This is a genomic window from Candidatus Nitrospira nitrosa, assembly GCF_001458735.1.
Classification (GTDB): Bacteria; Nitrospirota; Nitrospiria; order Nitrospirales; family Nitrospiraceae; genus Nitrospira_D; species Nitrospira_D nitrosa.
Genome location: NZ_CZQA01000009.1, coordinates 241917 through 258442, shown reverse-complemented (window position 1 = coordinate 258442; position 16526 = coordinate 241917). Strand labels below are relative to the sequence as shown.

Here is a 16526-nt window from a genome sequence, read left to right as displayed (position 1 = left end):
AGTGGAATGAGGCCTGTCGCGGTCGCGTCCGCGACCAAGGCGCCTCATGATCAATCATTCAGTACTTACGCCACAAATTTCTTGAACACCACAGTGGCATTGTTGCTGCCGAATCCAAATGCATTTAAGAGGGCATACCGAATCTTTCGTTCTTGCACCGCCTGACGGATGCCGTCCAACCGACAGTCTGGGTCAGGTTCTTCATAGTTGGCGGTCGGGTGAATCTGCCCGGTATGGATCGCCATCGTGGTCGCAACGGCCCCGATCGCACCGGCCGCGCCAAGCGTATGGCCGACGAGGGACTTTGTGGCACTGATGGCAATCTTGTCCGCGCGATTCTTGAAGAGGTTCCGAATCGCCTTTGTCTCGACGGCATCTCCGATCGTTGTTGAGGTCGCATGGGCATTAATGTAGTCGACCTGTTCGGAGCCGATCCCGGCGGATTCCAGGCCGATCTTCATGGTCATGCTGATTTCTTGCCCGTCTTCCTGAGGAATCACCATGTGGTAGGCCTCACTCGTCGCTGCATAGCCCGCGAGCTCGGCATACACTCTGGCCTTCCGTTTTTTGGCATGCGCCAAGGATTCCACGATGAGTGCGGCTGCCCCCTCACCCATGACGAAGCCGTCCCGACGTCGGTCGAAGGGGCGCGACGCGCGTTCAGGAGCATCGTTAAACTCACTGGATAGGGCGCGCAGTGAGCAGAACCCTGCAAACACCAGCGGGGTAATGCTGGCATCGGCGCCCACGGCAATGACGACATCGGCCTGACCGGTACGAATGCACTGGAGCGCCTGGCCGAGGGCATGAGCACTGGACGAACAGGCCGTTGAGATGGTGAGATTGGGGCCTTTGGCTCCATGCGCCATGGCAACAATCCCCGAGGCGGAATTGAGGGTAATGGTCGGAATAAAATTGGGATGGACACGATGGGGGCGTTGGGTTTTAAAGAGTTGTGTAATCTCACGCTCACCCATGACCATCCCGCCCATGCCCGCTCCGACGATGACTCCCACGCGGTGAGGGCGTTCTTTTGCCATATTGAGGTCAGCGTCGGCCAACGCTTCCTTCGCAGCAACTAAGGCAAACTGTGCGTACCGATCGACGCGACTGGCTTGGGTGGCGGTCAGGTATTGCTCTGGTGAGAAATTATGGACCTGACCGGCTACTCGAGAACGGTAGTCTGACATGGGAGCCCACCCTAGGGAGGGAATGGCGGTTACTCCCGAACGACCGGTCAGCGCCGATTTCCAGAATTCGCTCACACCGATGCCGATCGGAGATATCACTCCAAGACCTGTGATCACAACACGTGAGGCCATGCTTCTCCCTCCTTATAGTGGCGCCACGGCGCCTTTCTTACCGGAAGACCGGTAGACAGTCAACTAAGAAACGGGTGTCTAATGGCGAACTTTTAGCAATAAATACAGACCGAAGCTCAAGAAGAGGGCGTTCGCCATCCAACCGGCTAACACAGGTGCCAGTGCTCCTCCTCTTCCCAACGCGATGGCAACGGAATGCGTGGTCCAATAGCAAAATCCCACAATGAAGGCTTGCCCGATTCCCACCGTCATACTGCCTCCACGAACTCCGCTCCGCCGGAGACTCAACGCAATGCCGACAAGGACCATCACGATGGTGACCAAGGGCAACGCCATACGATCATAGTAGTCCGTCAGCAGACGGGAAAACGTAAATCCTTCCTCGCGAAAGCGCTCAAGGTAATCGTGAATTTCCCTGAAGGTCATCGCTTCTGAGTTGCCCACGAGGGAACTTGAGAAATCGTCTGGAATGAGCGGAAGGTTGATGGCCTGTTCAGAAAATCGAGCGAGCTCTACGGTCTCATTCTCGTGAAATTGGCGGTGATGTCCGTTGCGAAGGACCCAGCCGTTCGTCGCATAGCGGGCTTCCTCCGCCTCTGTAATCCGGTCGAGCTGGAACGGTGGGCGAAAATAAAAAATACGTATCCCTCGCAGGGTCTTACCTTCCGCATCGATTTCGGTAATCTTCATGAGGCTATTCGCGCTGATCCGAGCCCACGGTTGAACGGCGGTGACGGTGACAGGCACCGGTTTCTGCTCGATTTGGACCGCACGGACCTCCTCGGCCTTTTCGGAGGCGAGGGGGATGATCGTTGAACTGAAGCTGAAGAGGATGAACGAGAGACCGCTGGCGAAGAGGAGAAAGGGGGAGGACATCCAGAGCAAACTCACCCCACAGCTTCGCATCGCCGTGATCTCGTTACTGCGTGAGAGAAGGCCGAGCGTCAGCAGCGTGGCGACGAGAACGGCAAACGGCGCGACTTGGAAAGAAATGGAGGGGATCTTCAGTGCAAAGTACAACAGAATCGGCAGGATGCCAGATTCATAGCGAAGAAAGCGACGGACTTTTTCGAAAAAATCGATGACTAAATAGATCGTCACCAGGCCGGAGAAACACATGCCGAATATTTTCGAATATTCGCGAAGGATATATCGGAACAGAATCGTCATCGTGTTAGTGCTTGCTCACGCGGTAGAACAGAACCAGGGTGATGATCATAAAAATAATGTTGGGCAGCCACGCGCCCCAGAATGGATGAAGGATCAGGGCCGTCACCAGAAAGTCGCATCCGACATTCAAGATGTAGAACGCGATGATGATGCCGACACCAACGGCGAAGCCACCAACACGACCGGAGCGTTTCGAGACGATTCCAACCGGTACGCCGAGGAGGCAAAATACCAGAGAGGCCGTTGGGAAGGCCAAGTCTCGATAATATTCCATCATTCGCCGAAGCGCGCCGGCGTCTTTGCCGTCGGTTTCAGCGAGGCGCGCAGTAATTTGCTCGTACGAAGGGCGTTCCTCGGTCGCCGAGTAACTACTGAGGTTCAAGTTGATCTTGATGTCATAGCTGGCGAAGGCAATCTGCTGGGACTGGTCGATCTGAGGAGGACGGCTATGAATCATGCCGTTCTCCAACTGGAGTGCCACGTGGTCATGCTGAGCATCCATGAAAATCCGATAGTGTTCCGCCACAATGACGCGGGGTTCATTGGGGAGGCGTTCATCCGAGATGAAGATGCCGGGAGTCGGACGATCCGGCTCGGCTTCTGGAACATAAATCATCATGTGCGGGATCGGTTCGTTGAACGTGCCGCGTTCGAGAGCGAGGGCGAGCTGGTCCTTCAAGAGATTGAGCGCCACCTTCTTCAGATTGAGCGAGCTCCAAGGTTGTCCCCACTGCGATAAGACCAACGTTAATGTGAACACGCAGACGGAAAACAGGAGTACCGGTTGTGCAAGGCGAACGAGGCTGAGCCCCGCAGCTCGCATGGCGACCAGTTCCTTATCGAAAGACAACCGGCCAAAGGCGGTGACCGAAGCGATCAGTCCGGCGATGGGAAGCGTCAGGACGAGCCCAGAGGGAAGCAGCATGGCAATCACTTTGAGGACGGCCCAGATCCCGACTCCTTTTGAGACGAGCAGTTCGACGAGACGCAGGAGTTCTCTCGTGAGCATCACAAAACAGAGCGCCCCGAGGCTGAGCCCGAAGGGAGTAAGAAGCTCGGTGAAGATGTAGCGATCGAGTAGTGTGCGTAAGATCACAGAGTTTTCAGGCGGAGAAATTATGGACACTATAGGAGAGTCCATCTCCCTTGTAAACACAGGAGAAAATCTTGTCCGCAAAGATTCCCTTGACAGAGGGTACTCCCTATGTTACATGCAGCGCGAATTTTATTCTAATATGATGATGGGTTCTGTGAGCGATTCATCACTCCTTCAGGTGCCCGTCCCTCTTCTACCAGCCGAGTGTGTGTCCGTTCTATTCTCGATTTCTTATCACATAAAACGTGGGTGCAGGCGCTACGCAACTATACGTCGTTGTTGACAAAAGGAGGAGTCCGTGAAGACAAAAGGTACGGTCAAGTGGTTCAATGATCGAAAGGGATTTGGGTTTATTCGGCTGGATAGCGGGGACGATGTCTTCGTTCACTACTCCGCCTTACAAGGAGATGGATTCAAGACGCTCAAAGAGGGTGAAAACGTTGAGTTTGATATCGTGCAAGGAGCGAAGGGCCCACAAGCGGCCAACGTGCTGAAGGCGGTCATTGCCGCTTCCTAGTCATTCATTCGTAGTTCGTGTTCTGCGGGACGACCGTTTCTCCTGGTCAAAAACAGGAGAAACGGTCTCTTCCACCGGAGTGAGATCCCTGCCTGATTCCCTCAATTTCTAGACAAAACTCATTGAGACTGTTAGCGTTTGGCTGTTCTGCTCATGGAGGGCATACCTGTGCCACCGGATCGCAGTCGCATCCTTCAACAGGCTCAACTACTGGCTTCTCGTGGACAGTATGATGCCGCGATTGCTGAGTGGAAAAAGCTTGCGATCGACAGTCCTGCCGACGGCAGTATCCACAATACGATCGGTGATCTGCACATAAAGCGGAATGTGCCAGGCGAGGCGGCGTCGGCCTATCTACAGGCAGCTTCGGCCTTTCGAGCGGAAGGAGCCACTCTCAAAGCTATTGCCGCATTCAAGAAAGTCCTCAAGTGTGATCCGACGCGATATGAGGTCTACCGTTACCTTGGGGATTTGAATGTGGAACGAGGCCTCATCAGCAGTGCCGTGCAGGATTATCTTACGCTCGGGAAGTATTACCTCAAAGAGCGTCGTGGAAAGGATGCGCTCGATGTCTACAAGAAGATCATCGCGCATGATCCATCGAATCTCAATGCGCAGCAACGCGTCGCGGAACTCTGTATCCAAGAAAATCAGCAGGATGAAGCGACCAAGGTTTATCTCCAGTTGGGTCGGGAGAAATCAGCACAAGGTCGATATGATGAGGCGAAGGATGCGTATCTCGCCGTTCTGAAAATCGATCCACAGAACAACGAGGCGGGCCAATTCGTTGAAAGCCTGAAACATGGCGGCACCGGATCGGTGAACGCGGTGAAGCCGACCTCTTCTGCATCGACACTGAAATCCAAGCTGATGCAGAAACCCACGGAACCGCTCGATCTGCTGGCCGAAGCCGTTCGACGTATTACTGAAAAGCAATACAGCGGCGCAGAAGCCATTCTGAACCAACTATTGACGCGAGAACCCGGAAACCCACAGGTCTGCCAGCTGCTGGCTCGGTTGCATTTACAACGTGGCGATGTGCAAGTCGCAGTCGGAGAATATCGATTTTTGGCCGGAGCTGCGTTACGCGCGCATGACCTGAATCTTGCGGAGTCACTGATTCAGGAGGTGTTGGTTGTGGAGCCGAACTCCGTGCCCTTGTTAGAGTTGAACGGCGAACTGTTCGAAGAAAAAGGCGACTACGCCGTGGCGGCGCTTCAATATGCCAAGGCAGTCGAGGTACTACTCGCCCATCCGGAGCCTGGCATGGAAAGCCTCCACGAGGAACTGTTTGAGAAAGTGATGACCCTTGCTCCTGAGGCCGACTTCGTAAAGAAATTAGCCGAGAGGGTGAAGAGAGGGGCAACGGGAGCCACGAATGGGGAACATGAAGAGATTCGAATCGAAGAGCTCTCTTCAGATCGTCCCGAAGATATAGGAGAGCAAGAGCGGGCAGCAGAAGAGACAGAAGAGTTTGTGATCGTAGGAGCTGAGCCGGATGCCGTCTCGAATTCGGCAAACATCTTTGCGAGGGACGATGAGTCGCAGGCAATGGGCCCGGCACAAGGCCAGGAGACTGAACCAGAGGTTGCGCACATCCCCTCTGCTACGACGGTCCATCCTGCAGTAACGTCCGCCGTGATACAGCCGTCAGTCCGTCATTCGAGCGAGGCGTCGAGTGATCAGCGACCGGATAGTGCATCGATTGCAGACACATTCACTGAGACGCAGAAGGCACCGGTGAGAGAACCAGCCGGGCCACCACCCGACTACGAGACACACTATGCGCTAGGGGTTGCCTATAAGAACATGGGGTTGCACAAAGAAGCCTATGCTGCGTTCCAGGTCTCTATGGACAGTGACTCATTTTATCTGGATTCGGCCTTGATGACAGCCGTCTGCCTAAAGGAAGAGCAACAGCTCACCCGTGCGATTATGGGGCTTGAAACCGTCTTGACCGATCCTCGGTGTCAAGGAGCGAAGGGGCAAGCCATTCGCTATGAGTTAGGGCTTCTCTATGAAGCAGAAGAACAGTGGGAGAAGGCGGCGCTCGCATTTCAAGCGATCCCGTCGTTTCATGACGTCCCGCAGCGCTTGGCGGCGCTGAAGGGAAAACAACGGGGAGGGGACGTCAGTTTTCGGTACGCTTCGTAGGGGCAGCGCTATCCCTTCAGTACACCTCAGTTCACCTGATTCGGTGCCGGGCGACCTTCCAATACGGCCGCAATATTTGCCAAACAGATGAGCCCCATACGTACCCGAGTTTCGAGCGTGGCAGATCCGAGGTGAGGAAGAAGTAAGACGTTCGAGAGGGAGGTCAACCCAGTAGGGACATGTGGTTCCTGGGCATAGACATCTAATGCAGCACCGGCAATCGATCGTGTCTGGAGTGCTGTGATCAGTGCGGACTCGTCGATCACTGCCCCTCGTGAGGTATTGATCAGAAAGGCCGTCGATTTCATCATACGGAGTTCGCGCTCCCCGATCAGGTGATAGGTTGTTTCGTTGAGTGGCACGTGGAGTGAGAGAAAATCAGATTGAGTGAGGACAGTATCAAGGGGATGGTGAGCCCACGCGAATCCTTGGGGGGGAACCACAGCATGACGGCCGGCATACATGACCGACATTCGAAACCCGCCCGCCCGCATGGCTACTGCCTGTCCGATACGCCCCATGCCGACAATGCCCAGCGTTTTTCCAGAGACATCGGCACCCAACAGTTGTGTGGGGCTCCATCCAGGCCATCCACCTCTTCGGATCCACCGGTCGCCTTCCACGATTCGCCGAGCCATACCGAGCAATAGGGTCCATGTTAAGTCTGCGGTGGCATCGGTCAGCACGTCAGGAGTATTGGTCACGATCACACCACGCCGAGTTGCGTCGGGTACATCGATGTTATTATAGCCGACGGCATAGTTGGCGAGGATCTTCAGTCGTGTTGCCGCGGACAAGAGCGAGGCATCAATAGCGTCGCTCAATGTGCAGATGACTGCGTCAGCTTCTGCGAAACCACGGCGGAGCTCATCGGCCGTGGGAGGCTGATCCGTCGTTCCCGCGAGGATGCGGTAGTCTTGGGGGATCGCCTCCAAGACTGGTTGAGGTAATAGGCGCGTGATATATAAGATTGGGCGATCCATCGTACGATCTATTGTAGGGGAAATAATCGTCCTGAGACAACGAGGTCGAGTGCCCCTCAACAGTAACGGCTAGGAGGCGGACGACGTCATGGCTACCTCTTCTCCCTTGATCCAACAGACGAAATCCAACGCCGTCGCCAATGATCTTCGCGCCCTCCTGGGCTCCGTAAAAGTCAAAAATGATCTGCCGACCATTACCGCGTATGCGGTGGATGCGAGTATCTACCGTATTCCTCCGCAGGCCGTCGTCCTTGTGGAGTCGGAAGAGGATATTGCTGCAACGATTGGCTATGCTGTTTCACGAGGTATTCCCCTCACGCCTCGGGCTGCCGGCACGAATCTCACAGGGTCTGCGATCGGTTCCGGGATCATCCTCGATGTCTCACGTCTGAATCGGATTCTGGAGGTCAATCGTGAGGAACAATGGGCGCGAGTGCAGCCGGGAATGGTCTTGGCGGAACTCAATCGCCAACTCAGCTCCCACGGGCTGATGTTTGGGCCGGATCCATCAAGCGGGGATATGTGCAAACTCGGTGGGATGATCGCCAATAATTCTTCCGGCCCGCATACGCTCCGCTATGGATCCGTCAAAGACAATCTCCTCCGGCTCCGTGTCTGTCTCGCGTCCTCGTCCTGGATAGATGCGCAATCCTACGCTCTCACGGACCCCTCGCTTGAACGTGTCTTGACCATGGTGCCGGCCTTGCGGGACGTCTTGATCCTGGTCCAGGCCCACGCGGACCTCATTGCAGAGAAACAGCCGACCGTGAGCAAGAATAGTTGCGGGTATAACCTGTTTGGGATTGCAGACGGGCTTGTGCGAGGCATGTTCGATATTCCCAAGCTGTTTGTCGGCAGTGAAGGCACGCTCGGTGTCGTCAGTGAAGCGAGGGTGACCTTGGTGAAGAAGCCTTCCTCGACGCTGACTGCCCTGATCCACTTCACCCACCTGGAGGAAGTCGGTGATGCCGTGCCACAGCTCCTGACGCTCCGACCAAGTGCGTTGGAGGTGATGGATGCCAACACACTGAACCTCATTGGGCGGGCGGCACATAGCATTCCGGAAGAAGCCGCGGCGACGCTGCTGCTTGAGTTGGATGCCGACTCCCTAGAAATTGATTTGCATGAGCAGGCCGAGGTCCTGAATACGATCTGCCGTCCGTACCGGCTGGCCTCAGAACCGACGCTCGCCTTCGATGCTGAACGGCGGGAGCAGCTCTGGAAAGCACGGAAAGCGCTCTATCCAACCCTCTACCGGTTCGACCCCAAAAAGAAGCCGATCAATTTTGTGGACGATGTCGTCGTTCCGGCCGGACGCATCAGCGAGCTGATTCGTTATTTAGAAGAATTCTTCGACGGACAACAGGTGCCCGTCGCCATCTTTGGCCATATCGGGAACGGCAATGCGCACATCGTCCCATTGTTGGATGTGAACGATCATGGCGATTTCGAGAAAATGGTGCAGGCTCATCACGAGATCCATGCGACCGTGTTGAATCGTTTCGGAGGATCGATTTGCGGCGAACATGGAGACGGTCGTATTCGCGCCGAGTTCGTGAAGCGCATGTTCGGCGACGAACTCTATGACCTGTTTACACAGGTCAAGAACGCGTTTGATCCTGGTCATGTGTTGAATCCAGGGATCAAGCTCAGCGATGCATCCTTTACCGAGCATATCGATTACACCAGGCTTTCCAAATCCTGCGCGACCTGTGCGAAATGTAACTCGGTCTGCCCGGTCTACGATGTGTTTCAATCGGAAGACATGAGTGCCCGTGGCTGGTTCGAGATTGTGACGGCGAAGGATTACAGCTATCTGAACTCCAAGCGCGTCGTTGAGGCCTGTCTCAATTGCAAATCCTGTCGCACGATTTGTCCAGCCGGCGTGGATGTCTCGGATCTGATTCTGAAGAAGCGGGCAGAACATCCGAACCGGTTGGCAGGCTGGATTTTTCGGAGCCAGGCGAAGGGAGTCAATTTTGAGGCGCTGCTTCATATGCTGGCTGCCACGCAGACCGTATGGGATCGTCCGTTCTTCCGAAAGGTGTTGGAACGGATCATGGCGCCTATCATGAAGCAGTTGGCTCCAACCGCTCGGTTGCCACATGATCTCGTGTTACCGACCCTCGCGCGACGGCACTTGCGTGAACGGTATGCACATTTGACGACGAGCGGAGCCGACCCCTCGCCGTCACGGACCGTCGCCTATTTCCATGGCTGTGCGGCCAACTATTTTGACGATGGGGTGGGCGACGCGGTCATCGAGGTCTTGAATAAGCATGGAGTTGAGCCGGCCCTGCCTCCACAGCGCTGCTCCGGAACACCAATTGAGACCTATGGACACGTCGATCTCGTGCGCGACGGTGCTCGATTCAATATGCGCTCGTTTGCGGCTTATGAAACGATCGTGACCGGCTGCGCGTCCTGCACGCTCATGTTGAAGGATTATCCCACGCTGTTCGCCGAGGGTCCTGAGCGGCTGCAAGCGGAATCGCTGGCCAAGAAGGTCGTGCATATTTCGGAATTCGTCGCCCGTTCTTCGGAGAAGCCGCCGATGGCCAAAGCTGGTGGGATGACCAAACGCGTTACCTACCATTCCTCTTGCCATCTTCGGGCGGCCGGCGTGACGAAAGAGCCGCGACAAGTCCTATCGGCCTTGCCCGGGGTCAATTTCGTCGAGATGCAGGATGCCGACCGCTGTGCCGGTGGCGCTGGGACCTACGTGGTCAAGGACTATGACACCTCGCAGAAGATCTTTGACCGAAAAGCCCGGGCAATCACGCGGAGCGAGGCCGATGTGGTGGCGACAAGTTGTCCGGCTTGCATGATCCAGCTCAAGAATGGGCTGCGCGAATCCGTTCAAGTGAAACATGTCGCGCAACTGCTTCAGGACGCCTATCGAGCAGGGGAGGCTGAGGAGAGGTGAGTCAGGCTCTCTGATCGTGTATAGTACCCTGATACCCGGCATGGGTCGGTGATGTCGTGAGCGAGGTTGGAACGTTATGGTATCGGTGCAGATTTTTGGTCAGACCCTCCGTGCGGTGGTTGAAGAGAGTGAGCTCGAGGTCACGGTGGTGGGCCCGACGAGCGTCAAACAACTCATTGAGGCGAACCCTGCCCAACTCGGCCCGCTGCGTCCATTCATCCAGAGTCGTGAGGCGCTCATCACTATCAATAAGAAAATCGGCTCGGAGGATTCACCGGTGCGTGACGGCGACGTCGTCAAACTCTCATTTCAATCCCGCACGTCCTACGACGGTACCCGCGATATTCCTAGCTAACAGGCTGTTGACAAAGTCCACCAGCGGCGTTCTCGCCTCGCTCAGAGGCTCACCGTACGGCAGAGAGTACGATTCGCCTCTTCGCTCGCTGCGGCCTTGCTGGATGGCCTTTCTGAACAGCCTGCGCGGTATTGTCCAGACGTTCGTGACCTCAGGCAGGGTTCCATTTCCGAGCTCGTTCTTGGGTTTGTCAACACACGGCTAATCCACACGATCGGCCTTTCGTGAGCAGCTCAGGACGTTGTCCGTCCTCTTCGAGGTGGAGGACGGTAGTTTCTGACGGTCAAACCGGGTAAGCTGCGGCGGCCCGAGAGACCACGATGCACGAAACGTCACGCTGGCTTCCGATCCCGCTGTATCTCCAAGTCCTGATCGCCGTGATCAGCGGGGCGACGCTTGGTGTCCTATTTGGACAAGAACCCTATTGGAATGGCCTGCGCAACGAACAACTCGGCCAACTCGGTCTCTGGGTGGTGTGGATGCTCAAGACGCTGGCCATCCCGCTCATCTTTTTTGCGATTCTCGATGCCCTGCTCCGCACCAGTATCCCGATGCGTCAGGGAACCAAGCTGCTTGTCATTTGTCTCGTGAACGTCTCCGTCGCCATGGTTATCGGCTTAGCCATCATGAATCTCTGGCAGCCGGGCTTGGCCTGGTTGGGACATGTGGATGAGCTCCTGCACCTCGTGCCAGGCACAACCCTCTCATCGTCAGCCCTTGCCAACGTACAGGCTGGATCGCAAAGCCCAATCGAGTATCTGGCGTCCTATATTCCACGCACGCTGACCAATCCATTTTCCAGTAACAATATTATCGGCGTCGTCCTTCTCGCCCTGCTCCTTGGTAGCGTCCTGCGATACCTGTATGGAAAATCAGACCGGACGAGTGGCTTGGTTGTGATGGTTGCGCGGGGTATCGAACGCGTCTATGGGTGGCTCGTGTTGATCCTTGAGTGGATTATTGTTGCGGTCCCGCTGGCTGTCTTCGGTGTCGTCGCACAGGTCGTCGGGAAATCCGGGGTCGGTGTGTTTTCCGTTCTCTGGATCTTCCTCGTGGCGATGCTGGCAGGCCTTACGGTCCACTCCCTTCTCTACTATCCGCTGGTGGCCTGGCTGGTGGGGAAAAAATCCCCGAAGACGTATGTGGGGCAGGGAGCCGATGCCATTATGACGGCGGTCTCGTGTAATAGTAGCTTGGCCACCGTGCCGGTCACCCTGCGCTGTCTCGAACGAATGCGGGTGTCGTCACAATCGGCACGCCTTGCGGCCTGTGTCGGGACCAATCTCAATAACGACGGCATCACGCTGTACGAAGCGATGGCCGCGCTGTTTCTCGCGCAAGCATTGGGCTATGATCTCCCCTTGGCGAAGCAGGTCTTGATTGTTTTTGCCTCCATTATCGCCGGAGCTGGTGTCGCCGGCATACCGGAAGCCGGGCTGATTGTCTTGCCGCTCGTCCTCGCGGCAGCCGGGCTGCCGGATCAGGTCATCTTGGCCGCGATTCCCCTCATCATGACGGTAGATTGGATCATCGCCCGCGCCCGCTCGGGTGTAAACGTCATGAGCGACATGCTCGTCGCCATCTTGCTCGATGTAGGCCAGACGACACCGGCAGCGAAACCCATTTCTCAGTAGCCACCATAGGGAAAGGAGAACCGCATCGGTTGCCATGAGGATGCCTCGCATCAGTACATGTACCTTCCCTGACCTCAACCAGCTACTCAGCACTTCATAGCTCCACACAAGAAGCGTGATTTCCTGTGTGGAACTGGTTAAGCTTCCGGCGGTTAGCTGTAAGTGTGAGGGGATAACGGTATGCCTGAACTGTGCCGGTTTTTCGGAATTATCATTCGGATGTACTAAAATGATCACGATCCGCCGCACTTTCATGCCGTGTATGTCGAAGATGAGGCCTTGATTGACATCGATACCTTGTCCGTCGTTCGTGGTGAATTGCCTCGTCGAGCGCTGGCGATGGTGCTAGAATGGGCTGTGTTGCATCGTGTCGAGTTACGACGAGATTGGGAGTTGGCTCGAAGCGGTCGTACGCCAGTTCCTATCGCGCCGTTAGACTAGTTCGAAAAGAAGGATAAGAGTAGTGTTGAGGATTCGCGAGGCTATAGCAGGGGAGGGCTTCACCCTTCAGCTGACACTGACTAACGGTGCTGTCGTGGAACGGAGTATTGCCGATCTCCTCACGGGGCCGGTGTTTGAGCTGGTTCGCACTGATTCAACGGTCTTCCGACAAGTCAGGGTGGAATCTGGAACCGTCGTCTGGCCCAATGGTGCCGATCTCGACCCTGATGTCCTTATTTGGGGTGGCCTCCCACCAACGACTTCCGCCAGTCCGCCGCCATCACTCACAATTAAGCTCCCTTCGCTCGTACGGTGATCCACTGCCTTCCCCGCAGTTCCGTTTAACTGGTACCACCTCTCACCCTGCATTCACTCAACACTCAACGCTCAGCCCTTGTGTATGGCTGAGGAGACCTGTGTCCCCCAAAGGATGAGATGAATTATCACGAGAAAACGGGTATTCTGCGGCGGCGATTTTCCCCATAGCTAGTGGGAGACCCTCCTGCATGTTTGACCAAGCCTTTAGAAACATCGACGACGTGCTCCGGAAGGAAGCCGGCTGCACGACCGAGCTGGACTATACCGAGCAGACCTCCTGGCTCTTGTTCCTGAAATATCTCGACGGGCTGGAGCAGGACAAAGCGGATGAGGCCAAGCTGGAGGGCAAGCGCTACAACTTCATTCTCGACAAGCCGTATCGGTGGGAAAGCTGGGCCGCGCCGAAGGGCAAAGACGGCAAGCTGGATCACAACGTCGCCCTGACCGGCAGCGACCTGACCGAGTTCGTCACGCTGAAGCTCTTTCCCTACCTCCACGGCTTCAAACAGCGGGCCACCGGGCCGAATACCATCGAGTACAAAATCGGCGAAATCTTCGGGGAGATCAAAAATAAGATCCAGAGCGGCTACAACCTGCGCGAGATCATTGACCACATCGACGAGCTGCGCTTCCGCTCGCAGAAGGAGAAGCACGAGCTCTCCCACCTCTAGGAAGCCAAGATCAAGAACATGGGCAACGCCGGGCGCAACGGCGGCGAATACTACACCCCGCGCCCGCTCATTCGCGCCATGGTGCAGGTGGTCAAGCCGAAGATCGGCGAGCGCATCTATGACGGAGCCTGCGGGTCGGCGGGATTTTTGTGCGAAGCGTATGACTACCTGACCGCCAAGGGCGGCCTCTCGACGAAAGACCTCAAGACGCTCCAAGACAAGACCTTCTACGGGAAGGAAAAGAAGTCGCTCGCCTACGTCATCGCGATCATGAATATGATCCTGCACGGCATCGAGGCGCCGAATATCATCCACACCAACACGCTCACGGAAAACCTGGCCGATATCCAGGAGAAAGACCGCTACGACGTCGTGCTGGCCAATCCGCCTTTCGGTGGGAAAGAGCGGAAGGAAGTGCAGCAGAACTTTCCGATCCGCACCGGCGAGACGGCCTTTCTGTTTCTCCAGCATTTCATCAAGAGCCTCAAGGCGGGCGGGCGCGGTGGCGTGGTCATCAAGAATACCTTTCTCTCCAACACCGATAACGCCTCGGTGAGTCTGCGCAAACAGCTGCTGGAAAGCTGCAACCTGCACACGGTCTTGGATTGTCCTGGCGGCACGTTCCAGGGCGCGGGCGTGAAGACGGTCATCTTATTTTTCGAGAAAGGCGCGCCTACAAGAAAAGTCTGGTTCTACCAGCTCGACCCGGGCCGTAGCCTCGGCAAGACCAATCCGCTCAACGACGACGATCTCAAAGAGTTCATCAAGCTCCAGAAGTCTTTCGCTCACTCGCCCAAGAGTTGGAGCGTGAATGCGAAGGAGATCGACCAGGCTACGTTCGATTTGTCGGTGAAAAATCCCAACGGCGGCGAAGTCGTGACGCATCGCAGTCCGAAGGAGATCATGAACGAGATCGCCGCGCTGGATGAGGAGAGTGCGGAAGTGCTGGGGAATATCGCGGCATTGCTGAAATGAAGAAGGGATGGACGACAAAAACGCTGGGTGAGATTTGCGTTGTGGATTGGGGGAATACCGACCTCACGAAATCCTCCTACGTTGAAAACGGCAGGTATCTCGCTATTTCGGCAGCCGGCTGTGATGGCAGAATTGGTCACAAGGAACATGAGAAATGCACGCCCGTCCTCTCTGCTATCGGAGCGCAGTGCGGTCGCATGTTTTTTCCCGAAGAGGATTTTACGGCCATCAAGAATACCATCACGCTCACTCCACGCGACGGTACATGTACGGGCAGATTTCTGTATCAGCTGCTGACGTATGTAGAGCTTCCCAAGCGCGGTGCAGCACAGCCGTTCATCTCGAAGGGGGATATCCAAACGTTCCAAGTTTCGGTTCCCCCGTTATCCGAACAACAGCGCATCGTCGGCATCCTCGACGAAGCGTTTGACGGTCTCGCTATCGCCACAGCCAATGCCGAGCAGAACCTCCGCAACGCCCGCGCCTTCTTTGAAAGCCACCTGCAATCGGTCTTCACTCAGCGGGGAAAGGGATGGATGGAGACCACTCTAAGTGAGGCGACAGGTGGAGTCTTAACTGGTCCGTTCGGTTCTTTGCTCCACAAAAGTGACTATATCGAAGGTGGAATTCCGCTGGTGAATCCAGCCCATATCACAGAGACTGGAATTGAACCTGATTTTCGAAAAACGGTGTCCGAAAAAACCGCGCGGCAGCTATCGAACTACATTATGCGCGAGGGGGATATTGTCATTGGGCGTCGAGGTGAAATGGGACGCTGCGCGTTAGTGACCGATGCTGAGGATGGTTGGTTGTGTGGAACTGGAAGCTTTTTTATTAAACCGTCAGGCCGTTGCGAACCCCGTTATCTTGTCAGATTTCTTCGGTCAGACAGTTGTAAACGCAGGCTGGAAAGGCTTGCAGGTGGGGCAGTGATGCCAAATTTGAGCAACACCGATTTAGGCGACTTGCATCTATATTTGCCGCCCGTCGACCAACAGAAAACCATTGTAGGAAAAATTGACGCGCTTTACGCCGAAACCCAACGCCTCAAATCCATCTATCAGCAAAAGCTCGCCGCGCTGGGCGAGTTGAAGCAGTCGCTGCTGCACGAAGCTTTCAGCGGGAAACTCTAGGGAGCCGGACGCCATGGTTGAGTTGTTCGACAAACACGGCGGATTCAGGAAGCTGCACTCCTTCACCCTGGCGACGATTATCCAGATCGAGACGCTGCGGTTCTGTCGGCGCTTTCTCACACATGAGGCTCGCGAGGCGGGCACCAAGTTTTACGATCCAAAGGGACGGCAGTACGATCAGATGACGCAGGCCGCACGCAGCGGCCGGCAGAACATCATCGAGGGATCAGAGCGTTCAGCTACGTCCAAGGATACTGAAATGAAGCTCACGGACGTGGCGCGGGCGAGTCTGAGCGAGCTGCGCGGTGACTATGAGATCGTGATCCTCGACCGGGGGCAGCTCCCCTGGTCGGCGCATTCGCCGGAAGCCAAAGCTGTGAATGCCGTCTCGCTGGATTCGGCGCCGTTCGAGGATGACATGGTCCACGAGTCGGCGAGACACGCCCTGGAACAGCGCAGAAAGTACGCCTCGTGGCTTGATGCCGACGACGCGGTGATCGTGGCCAATGCCATGCTCATCATCATCGGGCGAACCCTGACAATGCTCAAGCGCCAGATTGAAGCACAGGGCAAGACTTTTGAGGAAACCGGTGGGTTCAGCGAACGGCTCACCGCCAAACGCATCGAAGCGCGGGAACAGACCAAGCTCGCGTCACCGGAGTGCCCACTGTGCGGCAAGTCCATGCGTCGCCGCAATTCCGCAACCGGGCAGTTCTGGGGATGCTCCGCCTTTCCTGACTGCAAAGGAACGAGGCCGATGGGAGAAGAGGGACCGCATTGACCATGTTGACCGCAATGACAGTGAGGTCAATCACGTCAATTCGGTCAAGC

Annotated in this window: 12 protein-coding genes and 2 pseudogenes; 10 read left to right on the top strand and 4 right to left on the bottom strand. The window is 55.9% G+C overall.

The genetic code is table 11. The features are described 5' to 3' along the window. Positions 1 to 65: 65 nt before the first annotated feature. The 3 genes from fabF to COMA1_RS13365 form a co-directional block, all read right to left on the bottom strand. On the bottom strand, positions 66 to 1322 hold the full coding sequence (fabF, locus tag COMA1_RS13375; RefSeq protein WP_090749342.1) for a beta-ketoacyl-ACP synthase II: 1257 nt from the start codon (positions 1320 to 1322) through the stop codon (positions 66 to 68). A 78-nt stretch (positions 1323 to 1400) separates the two neighbouring features. After that, complete coding sequence (lptG, locus tag COMA1_RS13370) at positions 1401 to 2492, bottom strand: LPS export ABC transporter permease LptG (RefSeq protein WP_090749340.1); 1092 nt, start codon at positions 2490 to 2492, stop codon at positions 1401 to 1403. Between the two features lie 4 nt (positions 2493 to 2496). Next, positions 2497 to 3618: an LptF/LptG family permease gene (locus COMA1_RS13365; protein ID WP_176698047.1), complete on the bottom strand. Its 1122-nt coding sequence runs from the start codon at positions 3616 to 3618 to the stop codon at positions 2497 to 2499. Between the two features lie 268 nt (positions 3619 to 3886). On the opposite strand from COMA1_RS13365, the gene COMA1_RS13360 reads away from it, so the two are divergent. Together COMA1_RS13360 and COMA1_RS13355 are read left to right on the top strand one after the other, a co-directional pair. Beyond that, complete coding sequence (locus tag COMA1_RS13360) at positions 3887 to 4105, top strand: cold shock domain-containing protein (RefSeq protein ID WP_090749335.1); 219 nt, start codon at positions 3887 to 3889, stop codon at positions 4103 to 4105. Between the two features lie 168 nt (positions 4106 to 4273). Next, positions 4274 to 6259: a tetratricopeptide repeat protein gene (locus COMA1_RS13355; RefSeq protein ID WP_176698046.1), complete on the top strand. Its 1986-nt coding sequence runs from the start codon at positions 4274 to 4276 to the stop codon at positions 6257 to 6259. 26 nt (positions 6260 to 6285) lie between these two features. Here COMA1_RS13355 and COMA1_RS13350 read toward each other — a convergent pair whose 3' ends face one another. Then, a complete protein-coding gene (locus COMA1_RS13350) occupies positions 6286 to 7242 on the bottom strand; it encodes a 2-hydroxyacid dehydrogenase (protein ID WP_090749331.1) in 957 nt (318 codons plus the stop codon). A gap of 88 nt (positions 7243 to 7330) precedes the next feature. On the opposite strand from COMA1_RS13350, the gene COMA1_RS13345 reads away from it, so the two are divergent. The 8 genes and pseudogenes from COMA1_RS13345 (at position 7331) to COMA1_RS13310 (ending at position 16476) form a co-directional block, all read left to right on the top strand. After that, positions 7331 to 10168, top strand: a complete 2838-nt coding sequence (locus COMA1_RS13345; RefSeq protein WP_090749329.1) for an FAD-binding and (Fe-S)-binding domain-containing protein — start codon at positions 7331 to 7333, stop codon at positions 10166 to 10168. A gap of 76 nt (positions 10169 to 10244) precedes the next feature. Next, entirely contained in the window at positions 10245 to 10523 is a 279-nt protein-coding gene (locus tag COMA1_RS13340; protein ID WP_090749327.1) for a MoaD/ThiS family protein, read from the top strand. Positions 10524 to 10843: 320 nt separating this feature from the next. Then, complete coding sequence (locus tag COMA1_RS13335; protein WP_090749324.1) at positions 10844 to 12157, top strand: dicarboxylate/amino acid:cation symporter; 1314 nt, start codon at positions 10844 to 10846, stop codon at positions 12155 to 12157. A 240-nt stretch (positions 12158 to 12397) separates the two neighbouring features. Next, a pseudogene (locus COMA1_RS13330) lies at positions 12398 to 12598 on the top strand (DUF4160 domain-containing protein); the annotation flags it as partial. Between the two features lie 22 nt (positions 12599 to 12620). Then, a complete protein-coding gene (locus COMA1_RS13325) occupies positions 12621 to 12914 on the top strand; it encodes a DUF2442 domain-containing protein (protein ID WP_090749322.1) in 294 nt (97 codons plus the stop codon). 190 nt (positions 12915 to 13104) lie between these two features. Next, positions 13105 to 14562: pseudogene (locus COMA1_RS13320) on the top strand (N-6 DNA methylase). Positions 14563 to 14603: 41 nt separating this feature from the next. Next, positions 14604 to 15695 carry a restriction endonuclease subunit S gene (locus tag COMA1_RS13315; RefSeq protein WP_176698045.1) on the top strand — a complete coding sequence of 364 codons (1092 nt, stop codon included), beginning with the start codon at positions 14604 to 14606 and terminating at the stop codon, positions 15693 to 15695. Between the two features lie 13 nt (positions 15696 to 15708). Then, complete coding sequence (locus tag COMA1_RS13310; protein ID WP_090749318.1) at positions 15709 to 16476, top strand: four helix bundle suffix domain-containing protein; 768 nt, start codon at positions 15709 to 15711, stop codon at positions 16474 to 16476. The last annotated feature ends 50 nt before the right edge of the window (positions 16477 to 16526 follow it).